The organism is Campylobacter sp. CH246 (assembly GCF_004378835.1).
Taxonomy (GTDB): domain Bacteria; phylum Campylobacterota; class Campylobacteria; order Campylobacterales; family Campylobacteraceae; genus Campylobacter_D; species Campylobacter_D jejuni.
Genome location: NZ_RYYA01000010.1, coordinates 13,830 through 31,983, shown reverse-complemented (window position 1 = coordinate 31,983; position 18,154 = coordinate 13,830). Strand labels below are relative to the sequence as shown.

At 30.5% G+C, this 18,154-nt stretch carries 19 protein-coding genes; 15 read left to right on the top strand and 4 right to left on the bottom strand.

Annotation, left to right across the window (positions count from 1 at the left end):
• The first annotated feature begins 17 nt into the window (after positions 1-17).
• Positions 18-392: a thioesterase family protein gene (locus ELQ06_RS07805; RefSeq protein ID WP_052793819.1), complete on the top strand. Its 375-nt coding sequence runs from the start codon at positions 18-20 to the stop codon at positions 390-392.
• Here the strand turns inward: ELQ06_RS07805 and ELQ06_RS07800 are convergent.
• The 3 genes from ELQ06_RS07800 to ELQ06_RS07790 are packed head-to-tail and all read right to left on the bottom strand — an operon-like array spanning position 384 to position 2,655.
• On the bottom strand, positions 384-1,574 hold the full coding sequence (locus ELQ06_RS07800) for a hypothetical protein (protein WP_052798047.1): 1,191 nt from the start codon (positions 1,572-1,574) through the stop codon (positions 384-386). The two genes, ELQ06_RS07805 and ELQ06_RS07800, sit on opposite strands and share 9 nt — an antisense overlap.
• Complete coding sequence (locus tag ELQ06_RS07795; RefSeq protein WP_002922565.1) at positions 1,571-2,179, bottom strand: uracil-DNA glycosylase family protein; 609 nt, start codon at positions 2,177-2,179, stop codon at positions 1,571-1,573. Before ELQ06_RS07795 ends, ELQ06_RS07800 begins: the two co-directional genes overlap by 4 nt.
• The gene (locus ELQ06_RS07790) at positions 2,176-2,655 is read right to left on the bottom strand and encodes a GNAT family N-acetyltransferase (protein WP_002853404.1); all 480 of its coding nucleotides are present in this window, start codon (positions 2,653-2,655) and stop codon (positions 2,176-2,178) included. Before ELQ06_RS07790 ends, ELQ06_RS07795 begins: the two co-directional genes overlap by 4 nt.
• Before the next feature lie 130 nt (positions 2,656-2,785).
• Here ELQ06_RS07790 and rpmH point away from each other — a divergent pair, with 130 nt between their 5' ends.
• The 14 genes from rpmH (at position 2,786) to ELQ06_RS07720 (ending at position 16,769) form a co-directional block, all read left to right on the top strand.
• Entirely contained in the window at positions 2,786-2,920 is a 135-nt protein-coding gene (gene rpmH / locus ELQ06_RS07785; RefSeq protein ID WP_002776864.1) for a 50S ribosomal protein L34, read from the top strand.
• On the top strand, positions 2,917-3,243 hold the full coding sequence (gene rnpA, locus ELQ06_RS07780) for a ribonuclease P protein component (protein ID WP_010790597.1): 327 nt from the start codon (positions 2,917-2,919) through the stop codon (positions 3,241-3,243). The genes rpmH and rnpA overlap by 4 nt, the downstream gene beginning before the upstream one ends.
• The gene (gene yidD / locus ELQ06_RS07775; protein ID WP_079460125.1) at positions 3,240-3,581 is read left to right on the top strand and encodes a membrane protein insertion efficiency factor YidD; all 342 of its coding nucleotides are present in this window, start codon (positions 3,240-3,242) and stop codon (positions 3,579-3,581) included. The genes rnpA and yidD overlap by 4 nt, the downstream gene beginning before the upstream one ends.
• The gene (gene yidC, locus ELQ06_RS07770) at positions 3,578-5,170 is read left to right on the top strand and encodes a membrane protein insertase YidC (RefSeq protein ID WP_052798045.1); all 1,593 of its coding nucleotides are present in this window, start codon (positions 3,578-3,580) and stop codon (positions 5,168-5,170) included. The genes yidD and yidC overlap by 4 nt, the downstream gene beginning before the upstream one ends.
• Complete coding sequence (locus ELQ06_RS07765) at positions 5,167-5,985, top strand: Jag N-terminal domain-containing protein (RefSeq protein WP_052798044.1); 819 nt, start codon at positions 5,167-5,169, stop codon at positions 5,983-5,985. Before yidC ends, ELQ06_RS07765 begins: the two co-directional genes overlap by 4 nt.
• On the top strand, positions 5,978-7,306 hold the full coding sequence (gene mnmE / locus ELQ06_RS07760; protein WP_002853397.1) for a tRNA uridine-5-carboxymethylaminomethyl(34) synthesis GTPase MnmE: 1,329 nt from the start codon (positions 5,978-5,980) through the stop codon (positions 7,304-7,306). The genes ELQ06_RS07765 and mnmE overlap by 8 nt, the downstream gene beginning before the upstream one ends.
• Before the next feature lie 10 nt (positions 7,307-7,316).
• On the top strand, positions 7,317-9,503 hold the full coding sequence (purL, locus tag ELQ06_RS07755; protein WP_002853351.1) for a phosphoribosylformylglycinamidine synthase subunit PurL: 2,187 nt from the start codon (positions 7,317-7,319) through the stop codon (positions 9,501-9,503).
• The gene (locus tag ELQ06_RS07750; protein WP_002853334.1) at positions 9,500-10,270 is read left to right on the top strand and encodes a DnaJ family molecular chaperone; all 771 of its coding nucleotides are present in this window, start codon (positions 9,500-9,502) and stop codon (positions 10,268-10,270) included. The genes purL and ELQ06_RS07750 overlap by 4 nt, the downstream gene beginning before the upstream one ends.
• Positions 10,271-10,272: 2 nt before the next feature.
• A complete protein-coding gene (gene purH / locus ELQ06_RS07745) occupies positions 10,273-11,805 on the top strand; it encodes a bifunctional phosphoribosylaminoimidazolecarboxamide formyltransferase/IMP cyclohydrolase (protein WP_002853339.1) in 1,533 nt (510 codons plus the stop codon).
• A gap of 98 nt (positions 11,806-11,903) precedes the next feature.
• Positions 11,904-13,496, top strand: a complete 1,593-nt coding sequence (locus ELQ06_RS07740) for a methyl-accepting chemotaxis protein (RefSeq protein WP_052798043.1) — start codon at positions 11,904-11,906, stop codon at positions 13,494-13,496.
• Positions 13,497-13,505: 9 nt separating this feature from the next.
• Positions 13,506-13,940, top strand: a complete 435-nt coding sequence (locus ELQ06_RS07735; protein WP_052776112.1) for an META domain-containing protein — start codon at positions 13,506-13,508, stop codon at positions 13,938-13,940.
• A gap of 98 nt (positions 13,941-14,038) precedes the next feature.
• Positions 14,039-15,016 carry an agmatine/peptidylarginine deiminase gene (locus tag ELQ06_RS07730; RefSeq protein WP_052793825.1) on the top strand — a complete coding sequence of 326 codons (978 nt, stop codon included), beginning with the start codon at positions 14,039-14,041 and terminating at the stop codon, positions 15,014-15,016.
• Entirely contained in the window at positions 15,013-15,900 is an 888-nt protein-coding gene (locus ELQ06_RS07725; RefSeq protein WP_002892968.1) for a cation diffusion facilitator family transporter, read from the top strand. Before ELQ06_RS07730 ends, ELQ06_RS07725 begins: the two co-directional genes overlap by 4 nt.
• Positions 15,897-16,769: an N-carbamoylputrescine amidohydrolase gene (locus ELQ06_RS07720; RefSeq protein ID WP_002892970.1), complete on the top strand. Its 873-nt coding sequence runs from the start codon at positions 15,897-15,899 to the stop codon at positions 16,767-16,769. The genes ELQ06_RS07725 and ELQ06_RS07720 overlap by 4 nt, the downstream gene beginning before the upstream one ends.
• Before the next feature lie 11 nt (positions 16,770-16,780).
• Here the strand turns inward: ELQ06_RS07720 and ELQ06_RS07715 are convergent, their stop codons facing one another.
• Entirely contained in the window at positions 16,781-18,127 is a 1,347-nt protein-coding gene (locus tag ELQ06_RS07715) for an SH3 domain-containing C40 family peptidase (protein WP_002892972.1), read from the bottom strand.
• Between the last annotated feature and the right edge of the window lie 27 nt (positions 18,128-18,154).

Genomic DNA, 18,154 nt, shown 5'->3' with positions numbered 1-18,154 from the left:
TTTTTTAAGGTAAAGCGATGAAAATGCGTGTGTATTATGAAGATACTGATGCGGGTGGAGTGGTGTATCATAGTAATTATTTAAAATTTTGCGAGAGAGCAAGAAGTGAAATTTTTTTCAATAAAAAAGTAGATATTTTTGATGCGTCTAAGGGACATTTTTTACTTACAAAAGCAAATTGCAATTTCTTAAAACCTGCAAAACTTGGAGATATGATAGAGATTAAAACAAAAATTTTAGAAGTCAAAAATGCTTCTGTGGAAATTTTACAAGAAATTTATAAAGATGAAATTTTGTTTTTTAAAATGGAATTAACTTTGGCTTTTATTAAAAACGAAAAACCAGCTAGAATGGATATGCAGTTAAAAAAGCTCTTTGAAGAATTATTTTAATTCTTCAAAGCTTGCTTGTTTACCTTGCATAAGACGCACTTTGTAATCAACTTGAGAATTTTTGATTTTCTCATCAAATAAACTTTCGCTTTTTTTATTTAGGAATTCGGTATAAAAGTAATCAACTCCTATGCTAGTAGCATAAGCAATCCAGTTATAATCTATACTTTGATTAAAAATTTCATTAAGATAGACTAAGTTATCATCGTGGTTATTGATAGAATTAGCAATGATAAAATTTTCTCTATCTCCTTGTTGTGTTAAACTTAAAAATGTTGGATTATAGTTAATTTGAGTGGATAAAAGCACATAAGGATGAATGTTATAAATTCTTAGCTGAGAACTTGCTAGAGCTGTTTTGATCAATGGAGTGTTAAAAAATATTGAGGCATTATTAACTCCACCTTGTGATCTTAAAAGCCTGCTAAAATCAAGCTTCTCGCCTTCTATGGTATATATTCTAGCATTATTATTTTGAGCAAGAATTCTTGAATTTAGATTGCTTGATAAGGCAGAGCCATCGCTAAATATTGCGATATTAGTATTTGATTTGCTTAAAAGTGTGGCAATTTGAACATCATAGTCAATACTTCCAAAAATAATATTTTGATTTGAAATTTGTATGTTGTTTTTATGGATAGTCGGTATGAAAATTTTCATATTTCCTGAGTAATTTTTCAACCCATTAGCACCTTTTAAGGTAAATCCAGCTATGGCATACTGATATCCTTGAGCTTGTGCTGCATCAAGCGCGGCTCGAATTTTATCACTATCTTCTGTGCCGGTTAAAAAAACTTTTACTTTGATTTCAGCTCTTTGTCTTAAAAGATAGGCTATGCTTGAATTTATTATAGTATTTGAGTAGCTTTTTATGGTTTTTTCTGGGATAATTATCGCAAGTTTAACAGAAGTAATTTTTTGAACATTTTTTTCAAAATCAGTAATGGAATTTAATAATTTTGCATAAACATTAGATAAAAATTGATCGTTTTGATCTGCAAATTCACTTAAAAAACTAAGATACAATCTTGATTCTAAAAGATCAAAAAGACAATTTGTGTTGCATTCTTGAACGCTTAATTTAGGATAAAAATTTTCAACGGGTTTTACATCGACTAATTTTTGCTCTTTTGCATTAAGCAAAAAGCAAGATAAGAAAAATATTAAAAATATTTTTTTCATAAAAATCCTTTAATTTTTTTTAAATCTTGTATAAAATTTTTTTCATAACTTGGATTTTTTTCTATAAAATCTAAATCATAACTTGGCATTATGAAAAAATTTTTATAAGCAAAAACTTCACCTTTTAAAATGTGATAATCTTTAAATCCCAAGCTTTTAAATGTATATTCTCCTAGACAAAGCAAAAAAGCAGGTTGAATCAGTTTTAGTTCGTTCCAGAAAAATGGTAAGCAAGATTGTAGCGAAAAATCATCAAATTTTCCATTGCAAAAACATTTAAATAAATAAGAAAAATAAAAATCTTCATCGCAAAGCCCTAAAATTTGATAAATATAGTGTTTTAATTTTTCACCTTTTTTTGAATTAAGTAAAATTCCACTTTCATTTTCACTTTTTTGCCCAAAAACATCAAGAATTAGTAATTTGGCATTTTTTATCTTAGGTTCCATAAGACTAAATTTTCTTGTTTTGGAAAATTGGCATAAGGTGCAAGATGAAACAAGTTGTTTTAATTCTTGAAAATTTTGTACTTGTTCAAAGTGGTTTATATGTGTATCAACAAAGTTAAATCCCATAGCTTTTAAATAATAAAGACTTCTTATCATAAATCACATAATTTTTCTAAATTTTCTCCACTTAGACGATAATTTCTCCATTGTTTAAGATGTTTAGCGTTTAAACTTTCATAAAAATTAATACCTAAAATATTATCATTTAAGCAAACCCAGTCGAGTCTTTTTAAATTTTCTTTTTTGCAAATTTCTCCTAAAAATTTAAAAACAGCTTTTCCATAACCTTTTTTACGAAAATCTTCTCGTATATAAATATCTTCAAGATAAATTCCACCGCTGCCCCAAAAAGACGAAAAAGTATAAAAATAAATCATATAGCCTATAGTTTTTTCATTTTCTTTTAACAAAAAAGCACGAGCAAATTTATTTTTTAGTAAAGAATGTTCCAGTTTTTCTTTCGTGCATTGAAGAAAATCTAACATATCTTCGTATTTTGCAAATTCTATGATCATTTCTTGTAAAATATCTAAATCTTCTTGTCTTAAATCAATAATTTTAAATTCTGACATTTTTAACCTTTTAAAAATAATTTCAAAATTTATCAAAAGAATTTAAAAATTACTCTTAATCAAAAGCAATTTATAAGTAAGATTAAGATAAAATACAAGTTTATTTTATAATTTTTTAAGGAAAAATCAAATGAAAAGAACTTATCAGCCGCATGGCACTCCAAGAAAACGCACTCATGGTTTCCGTGTTCGTATGAAAACTAAAAATGGTCGCAAAGTGATCAATGCAAGACGCGCTAAAGGTAGAAAAAGACTTGCTGTGTGAAAAATTTTGATAAATTTAGCACAAACGAGGAATTTTTATCTGTATATAAAGTGGGTAAAAAATGGCATTGCGAAGGTGTGATCATTTTTTATCTGAATAGTTATGAAAAAAAAATAGCAGTTGTTGCTAGTAAAAAAGTTGGAAAAGCAGTGGTTAGAAATCGTTCAAAACGAATTTTAAGAGCTTTGTTTGCTAAGTTTGAAAGATATCTTCAAGATGGCAAATATATTTTTGTAGCTAAAAATGAAATCACTGAACTTTCTTTTTCTAGGTTAGAAAAAAATCTAAAATGGGGATTGAAAAAACTAGAATGTTTCAAATGATATGCCTAAAAATACTCCGTTTTTATCAGAAATTCTTAAGCCCTTTAAAACCCGCTACTTGTAGGTATTATCCTAGTTGTTCTGAGTATGCGCTTTGGCAGTTTCAAAAAAAGAATTTTTTTCTAGCTTTTTTTTCTACTTTTTTTAGAATTTTAAGATGCAACCCTTTTTTTAAAGGGGGTTTTGATTATCCTAGGGTTTCTAAAAATTTTTATCCTATAAATTTATGTTTTAAGCCTATATTTTTAGCAGAAAAACAACTTTGTTTTTTATATATACCTTATAAAAATAAAAGTTTTTATCTTATAAAAATCATCTTTAAAAGGACAAATCAGTGAATAATTCAAATAATATTTTTCAGCAAAAGCGTATACTTTTAGCTGTTGTGATTTCTTTTTTATTTTTTGTTATTTATGATTATTTTTTCATTCCAAAGCAACCTTTAAAAATAGAACAAAACATTACACAAAAAAATCAACAAAACACAAGCATAAATAACACTCCTAATATACAAAATACCACCACAAATACTCCAAGTGCGGCTTTAGTTTCGCAAGATAGTGTGATATCTAAGGTTCAAAGCAAGCATTTTGAAGCACAAATTGACTCTTTTGGTAGAATTTCTGCTTTTTATTTAAAAGATAGAAAATACCAAAATGAGAAAGGGGAATTTATAAATCTTATTAGCAAGGAAAATAGTCCTTATCCTTTAGAAATGCGTTTTAGTGATCCAAGTATTAACTCAGAGGCTTTTAAAATTCCTTATGTCGCTAACGCTAGCAATCTTTTTGTTGATGAAAATGGAAGTCAAGTTTTAAAACTCACTCAAAATCTTTCCGGATTGAAAATCGAAAAAGATATTACTTTTTATCCAAAAGGGAATTATGAGATAGAAGTTAAACTCAGCAAGAATGCAAATTATTTTATAAGTCCAGGATATCGTCCAAATATTGCCGTAGATAGTTATACGGTTCATGGTGCTTTGGTAATGGATAATAAAGAAACCATCGAAACTTATAAAGATGGAGATGTAGAAAAGGATGAAAGTGCTAATAATGTCGTAATGACTTCGGCTTTTGATAGATACTATGCAACTTTCTTTTATAATTTTGATAAACCTTTAAATGTGGCAATCAGCAAGGATGCTAATAAAAACCCTATAGTTTTTGCTTATAGCGATAATGAATTTAAAGCAGGAGGCTATATAGGTTCTAAAGAACATGTGATTTTAAGAAGTATAGATCCACGCCTTGAAGCAGTTGTTGAATATGGTTGGTTTACTTTTATTGCTAAGCCTATGTTTGAGTTTTTGAATTTCTTGCATCAGTATATAGGAAATTGGGGTTGGGCTATCGTTGTGATGACTTTAATTGTGCGTATTATTTTATTCCCACTAACTTATAAGTCTATGATTTCTATGAATAAACTTAAAGATCTTGCTCCTAAAATGAAAGATATTAGAGAGCGCTATAAAGGCGATCCGCAAAAAATGAATATGCACATGATGGAGCTTTATAAAAAACATGGTGCAAATCCTATGAGTGGTTGTTTGCCTATACTTTTACAAATTCCTATTTTCTTTGCTATTTATCGCGTTTTGCTTAATGCTATTGAGTTAAAAGCAGCTCCTTGGGCGTTTTGGATACATGATTTATCGGTAATGGATCCTTATTTTATTTTGCCTATTTTAATGGGTGCAACGATGTTTTTACAACAGCTTATTACACCTATGACTATACAGGATCCTATGCAAGCTAAGATTATGAAATTTTTACCAGTGATTTTTACTTTTTTCTTTATCACTTTCCCAGCAGGACTTACGCTTTATTGGTTTGTAAATAACCTTTGTTCTTTGGTTCAACAATGGGTTATCAATAAAATATTTGCTAAAGAACATCACAAAAAACAAGCGGAGCATGAAAAATGAAAATCGAAGCCATTGATCTTCAAAGTGCCTTAACAGAAGCTTCAAGAAGTTTAGAATGTTCTGTAATAGACTTAGAATATGAGATTATTCAGCATCCAAGAAAAGGTTTTTTTGGATTTGGAAGAAAAAAGGCAATTATAGAGGCTAAAGCAAAAAAAAGGATTTTGAAAAAAAATCCTAAAAAAGAATTTGCAAGTTCAAAAAATCACAAACCAGAAACACATGAGCCAAAGCAAGAAAACAAGATTGAAATAAAAAATGAAAAAAATAAAAGCCAAAAAGAAAAATATACAGTAAAAAGTGATGAAATTTTTGATAGTTTTCATCGAGAAAGCAAAGGAGTGCGTAATACTCAGGATATTTTAGATGAGATTCGTATTCAGCTTGTAAAACTTTTAGAAAGCTCCCAGTTTAAAATAGAGCTTAGTGAACTTAGAATGTATGATGAAGATTGCGTTTTGATTCGATTGGATGGGGAAGATGCTGCTTTGATGATAGGCAAAGAAGCACATCGTTACAAGGCTATTTCTTATCTTTTGCATAATTGGATCAATTTAAAATATAATCTTTTAGTGCGCCTTGAGATCGCTCAATTTTTAGAAAATCAAATTCAAGGTATGCAGCTTTATTTACAAAGCGTGATTGAAAAAATTAAAATTCATGGACGCGGACAAACCAAACCTTTAGATGGGGTTTTGATAAAAATCGCTTTAGAGCAGTTAAGAGCTGAATTTCCAGATAAGTATGTAGGAATTAAGCAAAATAATGATCAAAGATTTGTTGTAATAAACGACTTTTTCAAAAAAGATGAGTGATACTATAGCGGCTATTGCCACAGCTCATGGTGTGGGTTCGATTTCTATTGTAAGATTAAGCGGTGAAAGGGCTTTAGAATTTGCCTTAAAGCTTAGCCACAAAACCAAACTTACCCCGCGCCATGCTACTTTTACAAAACTTTTTAATCAAAATAATGAAATTATCGATGAAGCTATAATGATATATTTTAAAGCCCCTTATAGTTTTACAGGGGAAGATATAGTAGAGTTTCAAACTCATGGAGGATTTAGTGTGAGTGAAGTTTTACTCGAAGAACTTGTGAGTTTAGGAGCAAGACTTGCTTTAGCAGGGGAATTTAGCAAAAGAGCGTGTTTAAATGGCAAAATGACTCCTTTAAAAGCTTTAAATATACAAGATCTCATACTTTCAAAATCTGCACTTGCAGCTAAAATTATAGCACGCAACATGCAAGGAAACTTAGGAGAACTTTTAGAAAAAATTCGCACAGATTTGGTTAAAACCTTGGCTTTTGTAGAAACTAGCATTGATTATGCTGATGATGATTTACCTTCTGATTTATTAGAGCAAATTTCTACTATGTGTGAAGAAAATTCTAAAATTTTAAAAGAAATTTATACGCTTTCTCAAAGCAAAAAAGGACTCATAGAAGGTTTTAAAATCGCTATTGTAGGTAAGCCAAATGTAGGCAAATCTTCGCTTTTAAATGCCTTGCTTTCTTATGAAAGAGCTATTGTTTCAGATATAGCAGGCACCACTCGTGATACTATAGAAGAGAACTTTAAATTAGGAACGCATTTATTACGCATTATAGATACAGCGGGTATTAGGGAAAGTAAAGATGTTATAGAACAAATCGGCGTAGCTTTAAGTAAAAAAAGTTTAGAAGATGCAGATATTATTTTGGCAGTCTTTGATGCTTCAAGAGTGCAAGATAAAGAAGATGAGAAAATTTTTGACTTATTAGCAAATACTGATAAAAAAATCTTTTGGATTTTAAATAAAAGTGATTTAGAAAATGTTTTCAAAAATACTCAAAATAAAAATTTTATCAAGCTTAGTGCTCAAAAAGACATTACTTTGTTAAAAGAAGAATTGCAAAATTATCTTAATTCTTTTGATAGCGAAGGTATTATGGTAAGTTCTTTAGATCTTATTAATGCTTGTAAAATTTCAAGTGAAGCGATTTTTAGAGCTAAGGGGCTTTTAGAGGAAAGTTCTTTAGAGTTTTTTGCTTTTGAGCTTAATTTAGCTATTAATGAACTTGCAAGATTTACCAAAGATTTTCAAAGAGATGAAATTTTAGACGAAATGTTTGGTAATTTTTGTTTAGGAAAATGAAAGGATAGAAATGGATAAAGAAACCATAAAAGCACATAAAATCAGCGATGAAGAATATGCACAAATTTTAGAAATTTTAGGACGTGAGCCAAATTTATTAGAACTTGGGGTTATTTCTGCGATGTGGAGTGAGCATTGCTCTTATAAATCCAGTAAAAAATATCTTAATGGTTTTCCAACTAAAGCACCTTGGGTGATTCAAGGTCCAGGTGAAAACGCAGGGGTTATTGATATCGGGCAAGGTATGGCAGCGGTTTTTAAAGTGGAAAGTCACAATCACCCTAGTTTTATCGAACCTTTTGCAGGTGCGGCTACAGGAGTAGGGGGAATTTTGCGTGATGTTTTTACTATGGGTGCAAGAGTGGTTGCGGGGCTAAATTCTTTAAAATTTGGCGATATTCATGATGAAAAATGCGGCAAACATCAAAAATACCTTGTTAAAGGCGTGGTAAATGGAATTTCTCATTATGGAAATTGCATGGGTGTGCCAACTATAGGCGGAGAATGTGCTTTTGATGAGTGTTTTAATGGAAATATCTTAGTTAATGCCTTTGCTTTAGGGGTTTGTAAAAGTGAAGATATCTTTTATGCTAAGGCTGAAGGTGTAGGAAATCCTGTGATTTATGTGGGTTCAAAAACAGGGCGTGATGGACTTGGTGGAGCGGTTATGGCAAGTGATAGCTTCAATGAAGAAAGCAAATCTTTGCGTCCTACAGTGCAAATTGGCGATCCTTTCAGTGAAAAACTTCTTATGGAGGCTTGTTTAGAGCTTTTTAAAACCGATTATATTGTGGGTATTCAAGATATGGGTGCTGCAGGGCTTACTTCAAGTTCTTTTGAAATGGCAGGAAGAAGTGGCAGTGGCATGAAACTTTACTTAGATAAAACTCCTATGCGTGAAAGCGGTATGACTCCTTATGAGTTAATGCTTAGCGAATCTCAAGAAAGAATGCTTATTTGTGCGAAAAAAGGCTATGAAGATAAGGTTATAGAGATTTTCAAAAAATGGGATTTAGATGCTGTGGTTATGGGTGAAGTTACCAATACAGGAAAAATGGAGCTTTTTTGGCATGATGAGCTTGTAGGACTTATTCCTATCGAGCCTTTAAGTGAAAAAGCGCCGATTTTAAGTCGCCCTACAAGTGAACCAAAATATTTAAGTGAAATTAAAAATTATAAATTTGAGTTAAAATCAAGCGTTCAAGAGCTTTTTATACAAATGCTTCAAAATGAAAATATTAATAATAAAGCTTTTATTTATGATCAATTTGATTCAAGTGTGCAAACCAATACCATAAAAGCTGATGGAAGATTAGGTGCTAGTGTTATTCGTATCAAAGAAAATGGTGCAAGTGTGGCTATGGCTATAGAATGTAATTCACGCTTAAATTATGTAAATCCTAAAATAGGAGCAGCTTTAGCAGTAGCTTCTGCAGGAAGAAAAGTTGCTTGTACGGGGGCTAAACCTTTGGCAATAAGCGATTGTTTAAATTATGGAAATCCGCAAAATCCTGAAGTGATGTGGCAATTCGCACAAGGTTGCGAAGGTATTAAAGAAGCTTGTAAAGAGTTAAATACCCCAGTAGTAAGCGGCAATGTTTCGCTTTATAATGAAACTGAAGGCGTAAGTATTTATCCAAGTCCTACTATAGTAAGTGTAGGGGTTTTAGAAGATGCAAATAAAACCCTAAAAGCTAGTTTTGAAAAAGAAAATTTAAGCGTTTATCTTTTGGGTGAAAGTTTAGGAGAATTTAGTGGATCTATGGTAATGAAAATCCAAGATAAAAAAGTATCAGGAAGTCTTAAAGAGCTTGATTATAAAGCTGAACTTGCACTTTGGGATTTGCTTTATAAAGCCAATCAAAATTCTTTACTTGAGTGTGCCAATAGCGTAGGAATAGGGGGTATTGCTATGACTTTGGCAAAAATGTTTGCTATTTCTAGTGTGGGTGCAAATTTAACAAGTGATTTTGATGATGAAAAAATGATTTTTGATGAGAGTGCAAGTCGTGCTATAATAGGGCTTAGTAAAGAAAATGAAGAAGCTTTTTTAAATTTAGCTAAAGAATTTGGAGTAAAAGCTTATAAATTAGGTGTGAGTACAAGCCAAAAACATTTTAAACTTGATAGCATTGAGTTAAGCAAGGCTGAACTTGATAAGCTTTATTTTGAAAGTTTTAAAGAGCAAATCCAATGACTTTAGTTTTAATTATACTCGTTGTTTTGGTGTTTTACTGGTATTATAAAACTTGGGGAAAACAGGATTTTTTAAACTCAGCTACAAGAGGAGCCAAAGGCTTTGCTAAGGGTTTTGCTCGTGGGGTTATGGAAGAAAGAATGGATGAGTTTAAAAGGCGTATGAATTACTATGTTATCGCACTTTTGGCAAAAATTGCAAAAAGCGATGGCAGGGTAAGTGAAAATGAAGCTGAAATGATCAAAGATCTTTTAGATGCAAATGCCAAAGATGAAAAAGAAAGAGCTTTTTTAAAAGCAAGTTTTAACGAACATAAAGAAAATTTAAGCGATGCTTTTTATGTGGCAAAAGATTTTTTAAAAGAAGTGCCTTTGCCTAAAAATGAGCGTTTTAATGTCTTGCGTGTGCTTGTTTTTATGGCTTTAATCGATGCAGATTTTAATGCTAAAAAGCGTGAAATTTTAGAGCAAATCGCTAAAGCCTTTGATATAGCAAAAAGCGAACTAGACGCTTTTATAGCAAGTCTTTCAAATTTAAAAAGTACTAAAAAAGAATTAAGTCTTGATGAAGCTTTTGCTATTTTAGAACTTCCAAATAATGCGGATTTAAATGCGGTAAAAAAACAATACCGCAATTTGGCAAAAAAATACCATCCTGATATTTTAAATGCAAACAATGTTAGCGAAGAAGAGCTTAAAATCGGCGTAGAGAAATTTCAAAAAATCAACGAAGCTTATGAAAAAGTTAAAAAACATTTAGAAAGGTAAAAATGAGAGCATTACTTAGTGTGAGTGATAAAGAAGGCATAGTAGAATTTGGCAAAGAGCTTGAAAATTTAGGTTTTGAGATTCTTTCAACTGGGGGGACTTTTAAGCTTTTAAAAGAAAATGGAATAAAAGTTATAGAAGTGAGTGATTTTACAAAGAGTCCTGAGCTTTTTGAAGGGCGTGTGAAGACTTTGCACCCTAAGATTCACGGTGGGATTTTGCATAAAAGAAGCGATGAAAATCATATCAAACAAGCAAAAGAAAATGAAATTTTAGGCATTGATCTAGTTTGTGTAAATTTATATCCTTTTAAAAAAACTACCATTATGAGCGATGATTTTGATGAAATTATAGAAAATATCGACATAGGCGGACCTGCGATGATAAGAAGTGCAGCAAAGAACTATAAAGATGTGATGGTGCTTTGCGATCCACTTGATTATGAAAAAGTGATTGAGACTTTAAAAAAAGGTCAAAATGATGAGAATTTTCGTTTAAATTTGATGATAAAAGCTTATGAGCATACAGCAAATTACGATGCTTATATTGCAAATTATATGAATGAACGCTTTAACGGAGGTTTTGGAGCGAGTAAATTTATAGTAGGACAAAAAGTATTTGATACAAAATATGGAGAAAATCCACATCAAAAAGGGGCTTTATACGAGTTTGATGCCTTTTTTAGCGCAAATTTCAAAGCCCTTAAAGGCGAAGCAAGTTTTAACAATCTAACCGATATTAACGCAGCTTTAAATTTAGCTAGTAGTTTCGATAAAGCTCCAGCTATTGCTATAGTAAAACATGGAAATCCTTGCGGTTTTGCTATAAAAGAAAATTTAGTACAAAGCTATATACATGCTTTAAAATGCGATAGCGTCAGTGCTTATGGAGGAGTGGTTGCAATCAATGGAACTCTTGATGAGGCTTTAGCAAATAAAATCAATGAAATTTATGTAGAAGTAATCATTGCAGCCAATGTAGATGAAAAAGCTTTAGCCGTGTTTGAAGGTAAAAAACGCATTAAAATTTTCACTCAAGAAAGTCCGTTTTTAATCCGCAGTTTTGATAAATATGATTTTAAACATATTGATGGGGGTTTTGTGTATCAAAACAGTGATGAAGTGGGCGAAGATGAGCTTAAAAATGCAAAGCTTATGAGTCAAAGAGAGGCAAGTAAGGAAGAATTAAAAGATCTTGAAATCGCTATGAAAATAGCAGCGTTTACCAAATCAAACAATGTTGTTTATGTAAAAAATGGCGCTATGGTGGCTATAGGTATGGGTATGACAAGTAGAATCGATGCAGCAAAGGCAGCAATCGCTAAAGCTAAAGAAATGGGACTTGATTTGCAAGGTTGCGTTTTAGCAAGTGAAGCCTTTTTTCCTTTTAGAGATAGCATAGATGAAGCAAGTAAAGTAGGGGTTAAAGCTATAGTAGAACCAGGCGGAAGTATAAGAGATGATGAAGTGGTAAAGGCGGCTGATGAGTATGGTATGGCGCTTTATTTTACAGGAGTAAGACATTTCTTACATTAAGTTTAATGGAATGTTATGTTTTTTACACATAATTCAATAAAAATTAAATAAATTATGTGTAAAATATTTCCGAAAAATTTTATTTTTAGGAAACTATGATGTTTAAAACTATAGGATTTAAGGTTTCTGCTGCAATTTTTGTGGTGTTGCTTATAAGTTTTATTGTAATGCAAGTGATTTTAAATTTGGATTTTAAAAATACTGCCAATAAAATGAGCAGGGCAAATTTAGATACCGTAAGTACTTCTGTTTTTCAAACAATGAGAATGGCTATGAATTTAGGAGATCCTGAAAAAATTAAAGAAGCCATTGAAGATGCAAAAAGTATAGAGGGTATTAGTGATATTAAAATTTATCCTTCAAAAGATACTATAGATCTTTTTGAGATGAAAGCCCCTCAAATTTCAAATGATAAGCGTATTATAGAACAATTTTCAAATCCTAAAATTCAAGCTTTAGAAGAAAATGTAAATGGTGTTGTGCATTTAAGATTGATACGCCCTTTGATTGCAGATGAAAGTTGTGTTGCTTGTCATGCAAATGCTAATGTAGAGAGTGTGATAGGGGTTATGGATATATCGCATTCTTTAGAAGGTGTTCAAAAAGATATAAGTAAAACCAGTCAATCTTATATTATAATATTTACTATTGCTTTGATTTTTACCCTTTGTGTGGTTCTTTTAATGCTTAAAGTTGTTGTTGGAAAGCCTGTTTTAGAGCTTTTAAATCATGCTAAAGAATTAGCTCAAGGAAGTGGCAATTTAAAAGCTCGTATTTCAGTTAAAGGTCAAGATGAAATTGCTTTAGCTTGTGGATATATCAATCAATTTATCGAAAAAACTCACAAGGCAGTTAGCGGTGCAAGTCATAATTCAAAAAATGTAGAAAAACAAAGCAATCTTTTAAATTCAAATGCTATTTCTTTAAGTGATATCAGTTCACAAAGTCATAAGCAAATAGATCAAAGTTTTAAACTTGGTGCAAATGTTGGCAATGAACTTGGAGAACTTGCTAGTTTGTCAAATAAAGCAAATAGTGCCAATGAAAAATCCTTTTTATTATTAGAACAAATGCTTAAATCTTTGTTTAATGTTGCTAATAAAGTATCAACAGTATCCCAAAATGAAAATGAATTGGCTAAAAAAGTTGAAAACATGGTCAATCAAGCAGATAATATACAAAAAGCAACTCAAATGATGGATGAGATCGCAGATAAAACCAATTTACTATCTCTAAATGCTGGCATAGAAGCAGCTAGGGCTGGTGCATTTGGACGAGGTTTTTCTGTAATTGCTGAGGATGTTAGGCAGTTGGCTCAGAACAGTGAAGAATTTTTGGGAAATGTAGCTCAAATTACAAAAGAGCTTTTGCAAAGTATTAATGAGGTTAGCACAGAATTAAAGAAAAATGCTCAAAGTGTACAAGCTTTAAATGATGATACTGCCTTATTGGTTGATGATGCTAATGAGGTTAAATTATGCAATCAAGATGCTAGAACTTTGGTAACTCAATGCACTAAAAAAATAAAAATTTCCCAAGAGAATATACAAAATTTGCTTTCTCGTATGCAAGAAAATGTTGAAGTAAGCGAAAAGAATGAAGAAATTTCTAAAATTCTACTTCAAGTTGCAGATGAGTTAAAAATAGTGTGTCATAATCTCGAAAGCGAACTTAACCAATTTCAAATTTAAAGGAATAAAATGAAAAAAACTCTTAAAATTGCTTTAGCTGCAGCTTTTTTTACAGGTTGTGCTAGTACTTCTGTTACTCCATCTGCTTCTAAAGGCAATAATGAACTTGTACAAAATCAGCTTTTCAAAATAGAAAAAATTATAGTGAATGGCAAAACTTATAATCCAAAAAATGCAGAGGAAAGTCCAAATATTAGTTTTGAAAATAATAAATTTTATGGTTATTCAGGATGTAATCGTTTTTTTGGTTCTTACCAAACTAAGGCAGATACTTTGCAAATCGAAGGTGATCGCGTAGCTTCAACTCAAATGCTTTGTCATCCAATGGATGTAATGGATTTTGAAAATTCTTTCCTTTCAAATTTCAAAGGAACTTTTAAAATTTCAAATGAAAATGGAAAACTTGTTTTAAGCAATGATGAAATGAAAATCTTTTTTAAATAATACTCTAAAGCCTCGAAATATCGAGGCAATCTTCTTAAATTTGACAAAAGTCTAAAAAATGATACAATTATAATTTTATTATCAAAAAAGGTAGTTAAATGATAAAATCAATTCCTGAATGGAGTGAGCAAGAATACCTCATGCTTTCTTTACCCCATGAAAAAAGCGATTGGAATCCCTACTTAGAGGAAATTTTACAAAGTTATAAAGAATTTGTAAAAGTAGTGAGTGAATTTCAAAAAGTTTTACTTATAGCTCCTAAACAGGGTGATTTTGAAAATTTTAAAGATATAAAAAATGTAGAGTTTTTTAAATGTGATACTAATGATACTTGGATACGCGATTTTGGAGCTATAGATATAGTAGAAAATGGTCGTTTAAAGGCTCTTGATTTTACTTTTAATGCTTGGGGAAATAAATTTCAAAGTGAGCTTGATAATGCTGTAAATTCTAAACTTTTTAAAGAAAAATTTAAAGAGAGGCTTAAAAAGGTGGATTTTATTTTAGAAGGAGGAAGCATTGACTTTAATGGAGAGGGTGTGATGCTTACAAGCTCTCATTGTCTTTTAAATCAAAATAGAAATTCTCATCTAAACAAAACTCAAATTGATATAAAATTAAAAGAAATTTTTGGTTTAAAACAAATTATTTGGCTAGAAAATGGTTTCATAAAAGGTGATGATACAGATCATCATATCGATACCTTAGCAAGATTTATAGATAAAAATACCATAGCACATTGTATTTGTGAAGATGAAGAGGATGAGCATTATTTGCCTTTGCAAAAAATGAAAGAAGAGCTTAAAAAAACAGGCTTTGATTTAGTAGAACTTCCTATACCTAATCCTTTATACTATGAAGGAAGAAGATTGGGCGCAACTTATGCGAATTTTGTTTTTATAAATAATGCTTTAATTGTGCCTTTTTATAAGGATAAAAATGATGAAATCATAGCTAAAAGACTTTCTAAAGCTTTACCTAGTCATAAAATTATAGGAGTAGATGCAAGAGTGTTTTTACGACAAAATGGTTCTTTGCATTGTTCTTGTCAAAATCGTTTCAAAGGTTTAAGATGAGTTTGCAAAAAAAAGCAACTCTTGTAGCAAGTTTATGTGCTATTGTTTTAGCCTTGGTTAAATTTATAATAGGCTTAACAAGTGGTTCTGTTGCAGTGCTTTCAAGTGCGATTGATTCTTTGATGGATTTTGCTATTTCTGCTTTTAATTTTTTAGCCCTTAAAAAAAGCTCACAAAAGGCGAATGAAAATTATAATTTTGGTTTTTCCAAAATCGAAGCTTTAATGGGTTTGTTAGAAGGTGTTTTTATAGTTGGCGTTGGGGTTTTTATTTTTTATGAGAGTATTTTAAAGATTTATTATAAAGAAGAAATTAAAGATTTAAATTCAAGCATTTATGTGATGATTTTTGCTTTAGTTATGACTTTTTTTCTTGTACTTTTTTTAAATTATGTAGCTAAAAAAACCAAAAGTTTGATTATAGAAAGTGATGCTTTGCATTACAAAACAGATTGCTTAACCAATGCCTGCACTTTTGGGGCTTTGGTTTTAATTTATTTTACAAATTTACATATTATTGATGCTATTTTTGGGATAGTGATCAGTCTTTATACGGCATTTTCTGCTTTTAAAATCATTAAAAAAGCTTTGGCTTTTTTAATGGATGAAGCTTTACCTAAGGAACAAGTAGATAAAATTTGCACTTTAATTTCTAATAATCCTGAAATAATTTCTTATCATGAATTAAAGACGCGTAAAACCCCAAGTTGTAATTATTTAAGCGTGCATTTGGTTTTTTGTCCTATAATTTCGCTTTTAAATGCGCATAAAATTTCAGATGAAATAGAAGAAGGTGTGCGCAAGATGTTTGAAAATGAAAAATGGGATATACAAATTCATTTAGATCCTTATGATGATGCAGAACAAGAAAGGCAAAGACAATGAAAATCGCTTTAATACAACAAAAATTTCATTTAAATAAAGAACAAACTATAAAAAAAACTTGCGAATTTATAGAAGAAGCCTCTAAACAAGGAGCTGAGCTTGTTTGTTTAGGAGAACTTCATCAAAGTGAGTATTTTTGTCAAAGTGAAAATGTGGATTTTTTTGACTATGCTAATGATTATGAAAAAGATGTGAAATTTTGGGCAAATATAGCTAGAAAAAATCAAATAGTGCTTATTACTTCATTATTTGAAAAACGAAGTGCCGGACTTTATCATAATACTGCAGTGGTTTTTGAAAAAGATGGTTCTATAGCAGGCAAATATCGCAAAATGCACATACCCGATGATCCTTGTTTTTATGAAAAATTTTATTTTACTCCTGGAGATTTGGGTTTTGAACCTATAAATACAAGTTTAGGCAAGCTTGGAGTGCTTATTTGTTGGGATCAGTGGTATCCTGAAGCAGCAAGAATTATGGCTTTAAAAGGAGCTGAGATTCTTATTTATCCCACGGCAATTGGTTGGTTTGATAAGGATAAAGATGAAGAAAAACAAAGACAACTCAATGCTTGGCTTGGTGTACAAAAAGGACATGCTATAGCTAATGGTTTATATGTAGTAGCTGTCAATAGAGTAGGTTTTGAAAAAGATGTAAGTGGGGTAGAAGAGGGCATTAGATTTTGGGGAAATTCTTTTGTTTTTGGCCCTCAAGGTGAAGAGTTTTGTCTTTTAGATTCTCAAAACGAATGTGTAAAAATCATAGAAATAGATAAAAAAAGAAGTGAAAATGTGCGTCGTTGGTGGCCTTTTTTGCGAGATAGACGCATAGAATATTTTGCAGATTTAACTAAAAGATTTATTGATTAAAACAATAAATCTTATTTGTTTTGTATATTTTCAAGATAGCTTTTTATTTGTTCTTTTTCTTGTTCGTTTAAATTTATAAAACTTATTTCCTTAAGTCTTGATAAAAGCAAATTATCTTCTAAAATTTCATTTTTTCCTATTTCTAAAGAAGTGATGACACTAGAACTTATGAGAAGTCTTTGGGTTGAATCTTTTCTTAAGCCCCATATATTATGTATGGCAATATTATTATCTGTAATTTGTCCTGCATAAAGCATAATATGTCCAGGTAAATAAAGTAAGCTTAGATAAGCTTTCCCAAAGCGGTTTAAAAAATCTTTTTTTTGAGAATTGCTAAGAGTGCTTATATCAAAATGATTAAAAGAATTTTTTTGTGCAGCCGAATTTCTCGGTAGATAAAGTCCAAAAGCTGAAAAGATATCACGAGTTAGTAAAGAACAATCTCTTTCAAAATTATAACCGCCCCAGCCATAAGGCAAATTTAAAACTTGTGAAAGTTGATTTTTTAAATTTTTATCATTGAATTGTAAAGGAAATTTAGATACATCCTTTTTAGAAATTTTATATTTTTTAGAGCCTATTTTTCCATAAAAATAGTTTTTATCTTCTTTGTAGTAAGGATAGATAGCACCAATTCTACTTTCAAAGAAAAATTTACCATCCTCGCTATAGATAGCAAATTTTTCTTTTAGTGGTGTGATAAAGTTGAGATTTTCATAGATTTTCGCTCTATCGTTTGAGAAAAATTCCAAATTTTTACTTTCAACAAATCCAAATCCAGCTTCACCTAAAACAAAAGCATAACGCTTATCTTTACTAAAATGTGAAATTAAGACAGGGGTTCCAGCATTTAAAATGCCATCGCTTGCATAGTCAAAAGGAATTCCTTCATTTTCAAAAAAAGGATTTTTTAAGATAGCTCTTTGGGTTGGAAGATTTTTAATGATTGTATTTTGGATAATTAAAGCTTTTTGATTAAGTTTGCCAAATTCTTGGATATTTGCGTTATTTATAGCGTTTTTAAACCATGAAAGCGGAATAATTTGTTTATTGAAAAAATAATAAGTATTTTTTGAATTTAAATATAAAGGAAAGGACCAAAAAATATTTTGTTCTTTGTAATTTTTAAATGAATCATGCCAAGGGTTAAAGAAATATTTTTTATATCGTTTTGCATCAAAATTAATATCGTAAGCAAATTGTGGCAAAATGCTTACATTTTGTTCGTATTCAAGTTTTGCATAATGTTGATTTTCATTTTTTTGTTCTAAATTTTCATGATGAAGTGAAGTTAAATTTTTTGTTGAACAAGCTGTTAAAAATAGCACTATGAAAGTAAAATATAAACAAGATTTCATAATCAACCTTTTAGAAAAAATAGTTAT

Excerpts from the sequence above, each read along its gene's own strand:
- ELQ06_RS07765 (WP_052798044.1), top strand. The coding sequence starts at position 5,167 with ATGAAAATCGAAGCCATTGATCTTCAAAGTGCCTTAACAGAAGCTTCA.
- ELQ06_RS07740 (WP_052798043.1), top strand. The coding sequence starts at position 11,904 with ATGTTTAAAACTATAGGATTTAAGGTTTCTGCTGCAATTTTTGTGGTG.
- ELQ06_RS07735 (WP_052776112.1), top strand. The coding sequence starts at position 13,506 with ATGAAAAAAACTCTTAAAATTGCTTTAGCTGCAGCTTTTTTTACAGGT.
- mnmE (WP_002853397.1), top strand. The coding sequence starts at position 5,978 with ATGAGTGATACTATAGCGGCTATTGCCACAGCTCATGGTGTGGGTTCG.
- ELQ06_RS07720 (WP_002892970.1), top strand. The coding sequence starts at position 15,897 with ATGAAAATCGCTTTAATACAACAAAAATTTCATTTAAATAAAGAACAA.
- ELQ06_RS07805 (WP_052793819.1), top strand. The coding sequence starts at position 18 with ATGAAAATGCGTGTGTATTATGAAGATACTGATGCGGGTGGAGTGGTG.
- ELQ06_RS07715 (WP_002892972.1), bottom strand. The coding sequence starts at position 18,127 with ATGAAATCTTGTTTATATTTTACTTTCATAGTGCTATTTTTAACAGCT.
- purH (WP_002853339.1), top strand. The coding sequence starts at position 10,273 with ATGAGAGCATTACTTAGTGTGAGTGATAAAGAAGGCATAGTAGAATTT.
- ELQ06_RS07725 (WP_002892968.1), top strand. The coding sequence starts at position 15,013 with ATGAGTTTGCAAAAAAAAGCAACTCTTGTAGCAAGTTTATGTGCTATT.
- ELQ06_RS07750 (WP_002853334.1), top strand. The coding sequence starts at position 9,500 with ATGACTTTAGTTTTAATTATACTCGTTGTTTTGGTGTTTTACTGGTAT.
- ELQ06_RS07730 (WP_052793825.1), top strand. The coding sequence starts at position 14,039 with ATGATAAAATCAATTCCTGAATGGAGTGAGCAAGAATACCTCATGCTT.
- ELQ06_RS07800 (WP_052798047.1), bottom strand. The coding sequence starts at position 1,574 with ATGAAAAAAATATTTTTAATATTTTTCTTATCTTGCTTTTTGCTTAAT.
- ELQ06_RS07795 (WP_002922565.1), bottom strand. The coding sequence starts at position 2,179 with ATGATAAGAAGTCTTTATTATTTAAAAGCTATGGGATTTAACTTTGTT.
- yidD (WP_079460125.1), top strand. The coding sequence starts at position 3,240 with ATGATATGCCTAAAAATACTCCGTTTTTATCAGAAATTCTTAAGCCCT.
- purL (WP_002853351.1), top strand. The coding sequence starts at position 7,317 with ATGGATAAAGAAACCATAAAAGCACATAAAATCAGCGATGAAGAATAT.
- ELQ06_RS07790 (WP_002853404.1), bottom strand. The coding sequence starts at position 2,655 with ATGTCAGAATTTAAAATTATTGATTTAAGACAAGAAGATTTAGATATT.
- rpmH (WP_002776864.1), top strand. The coding sequence starts at position 2,786 with ATGAAAAGAACTTATCAGCCGCATGGCACTCCAAGAAAACGCACTCAT.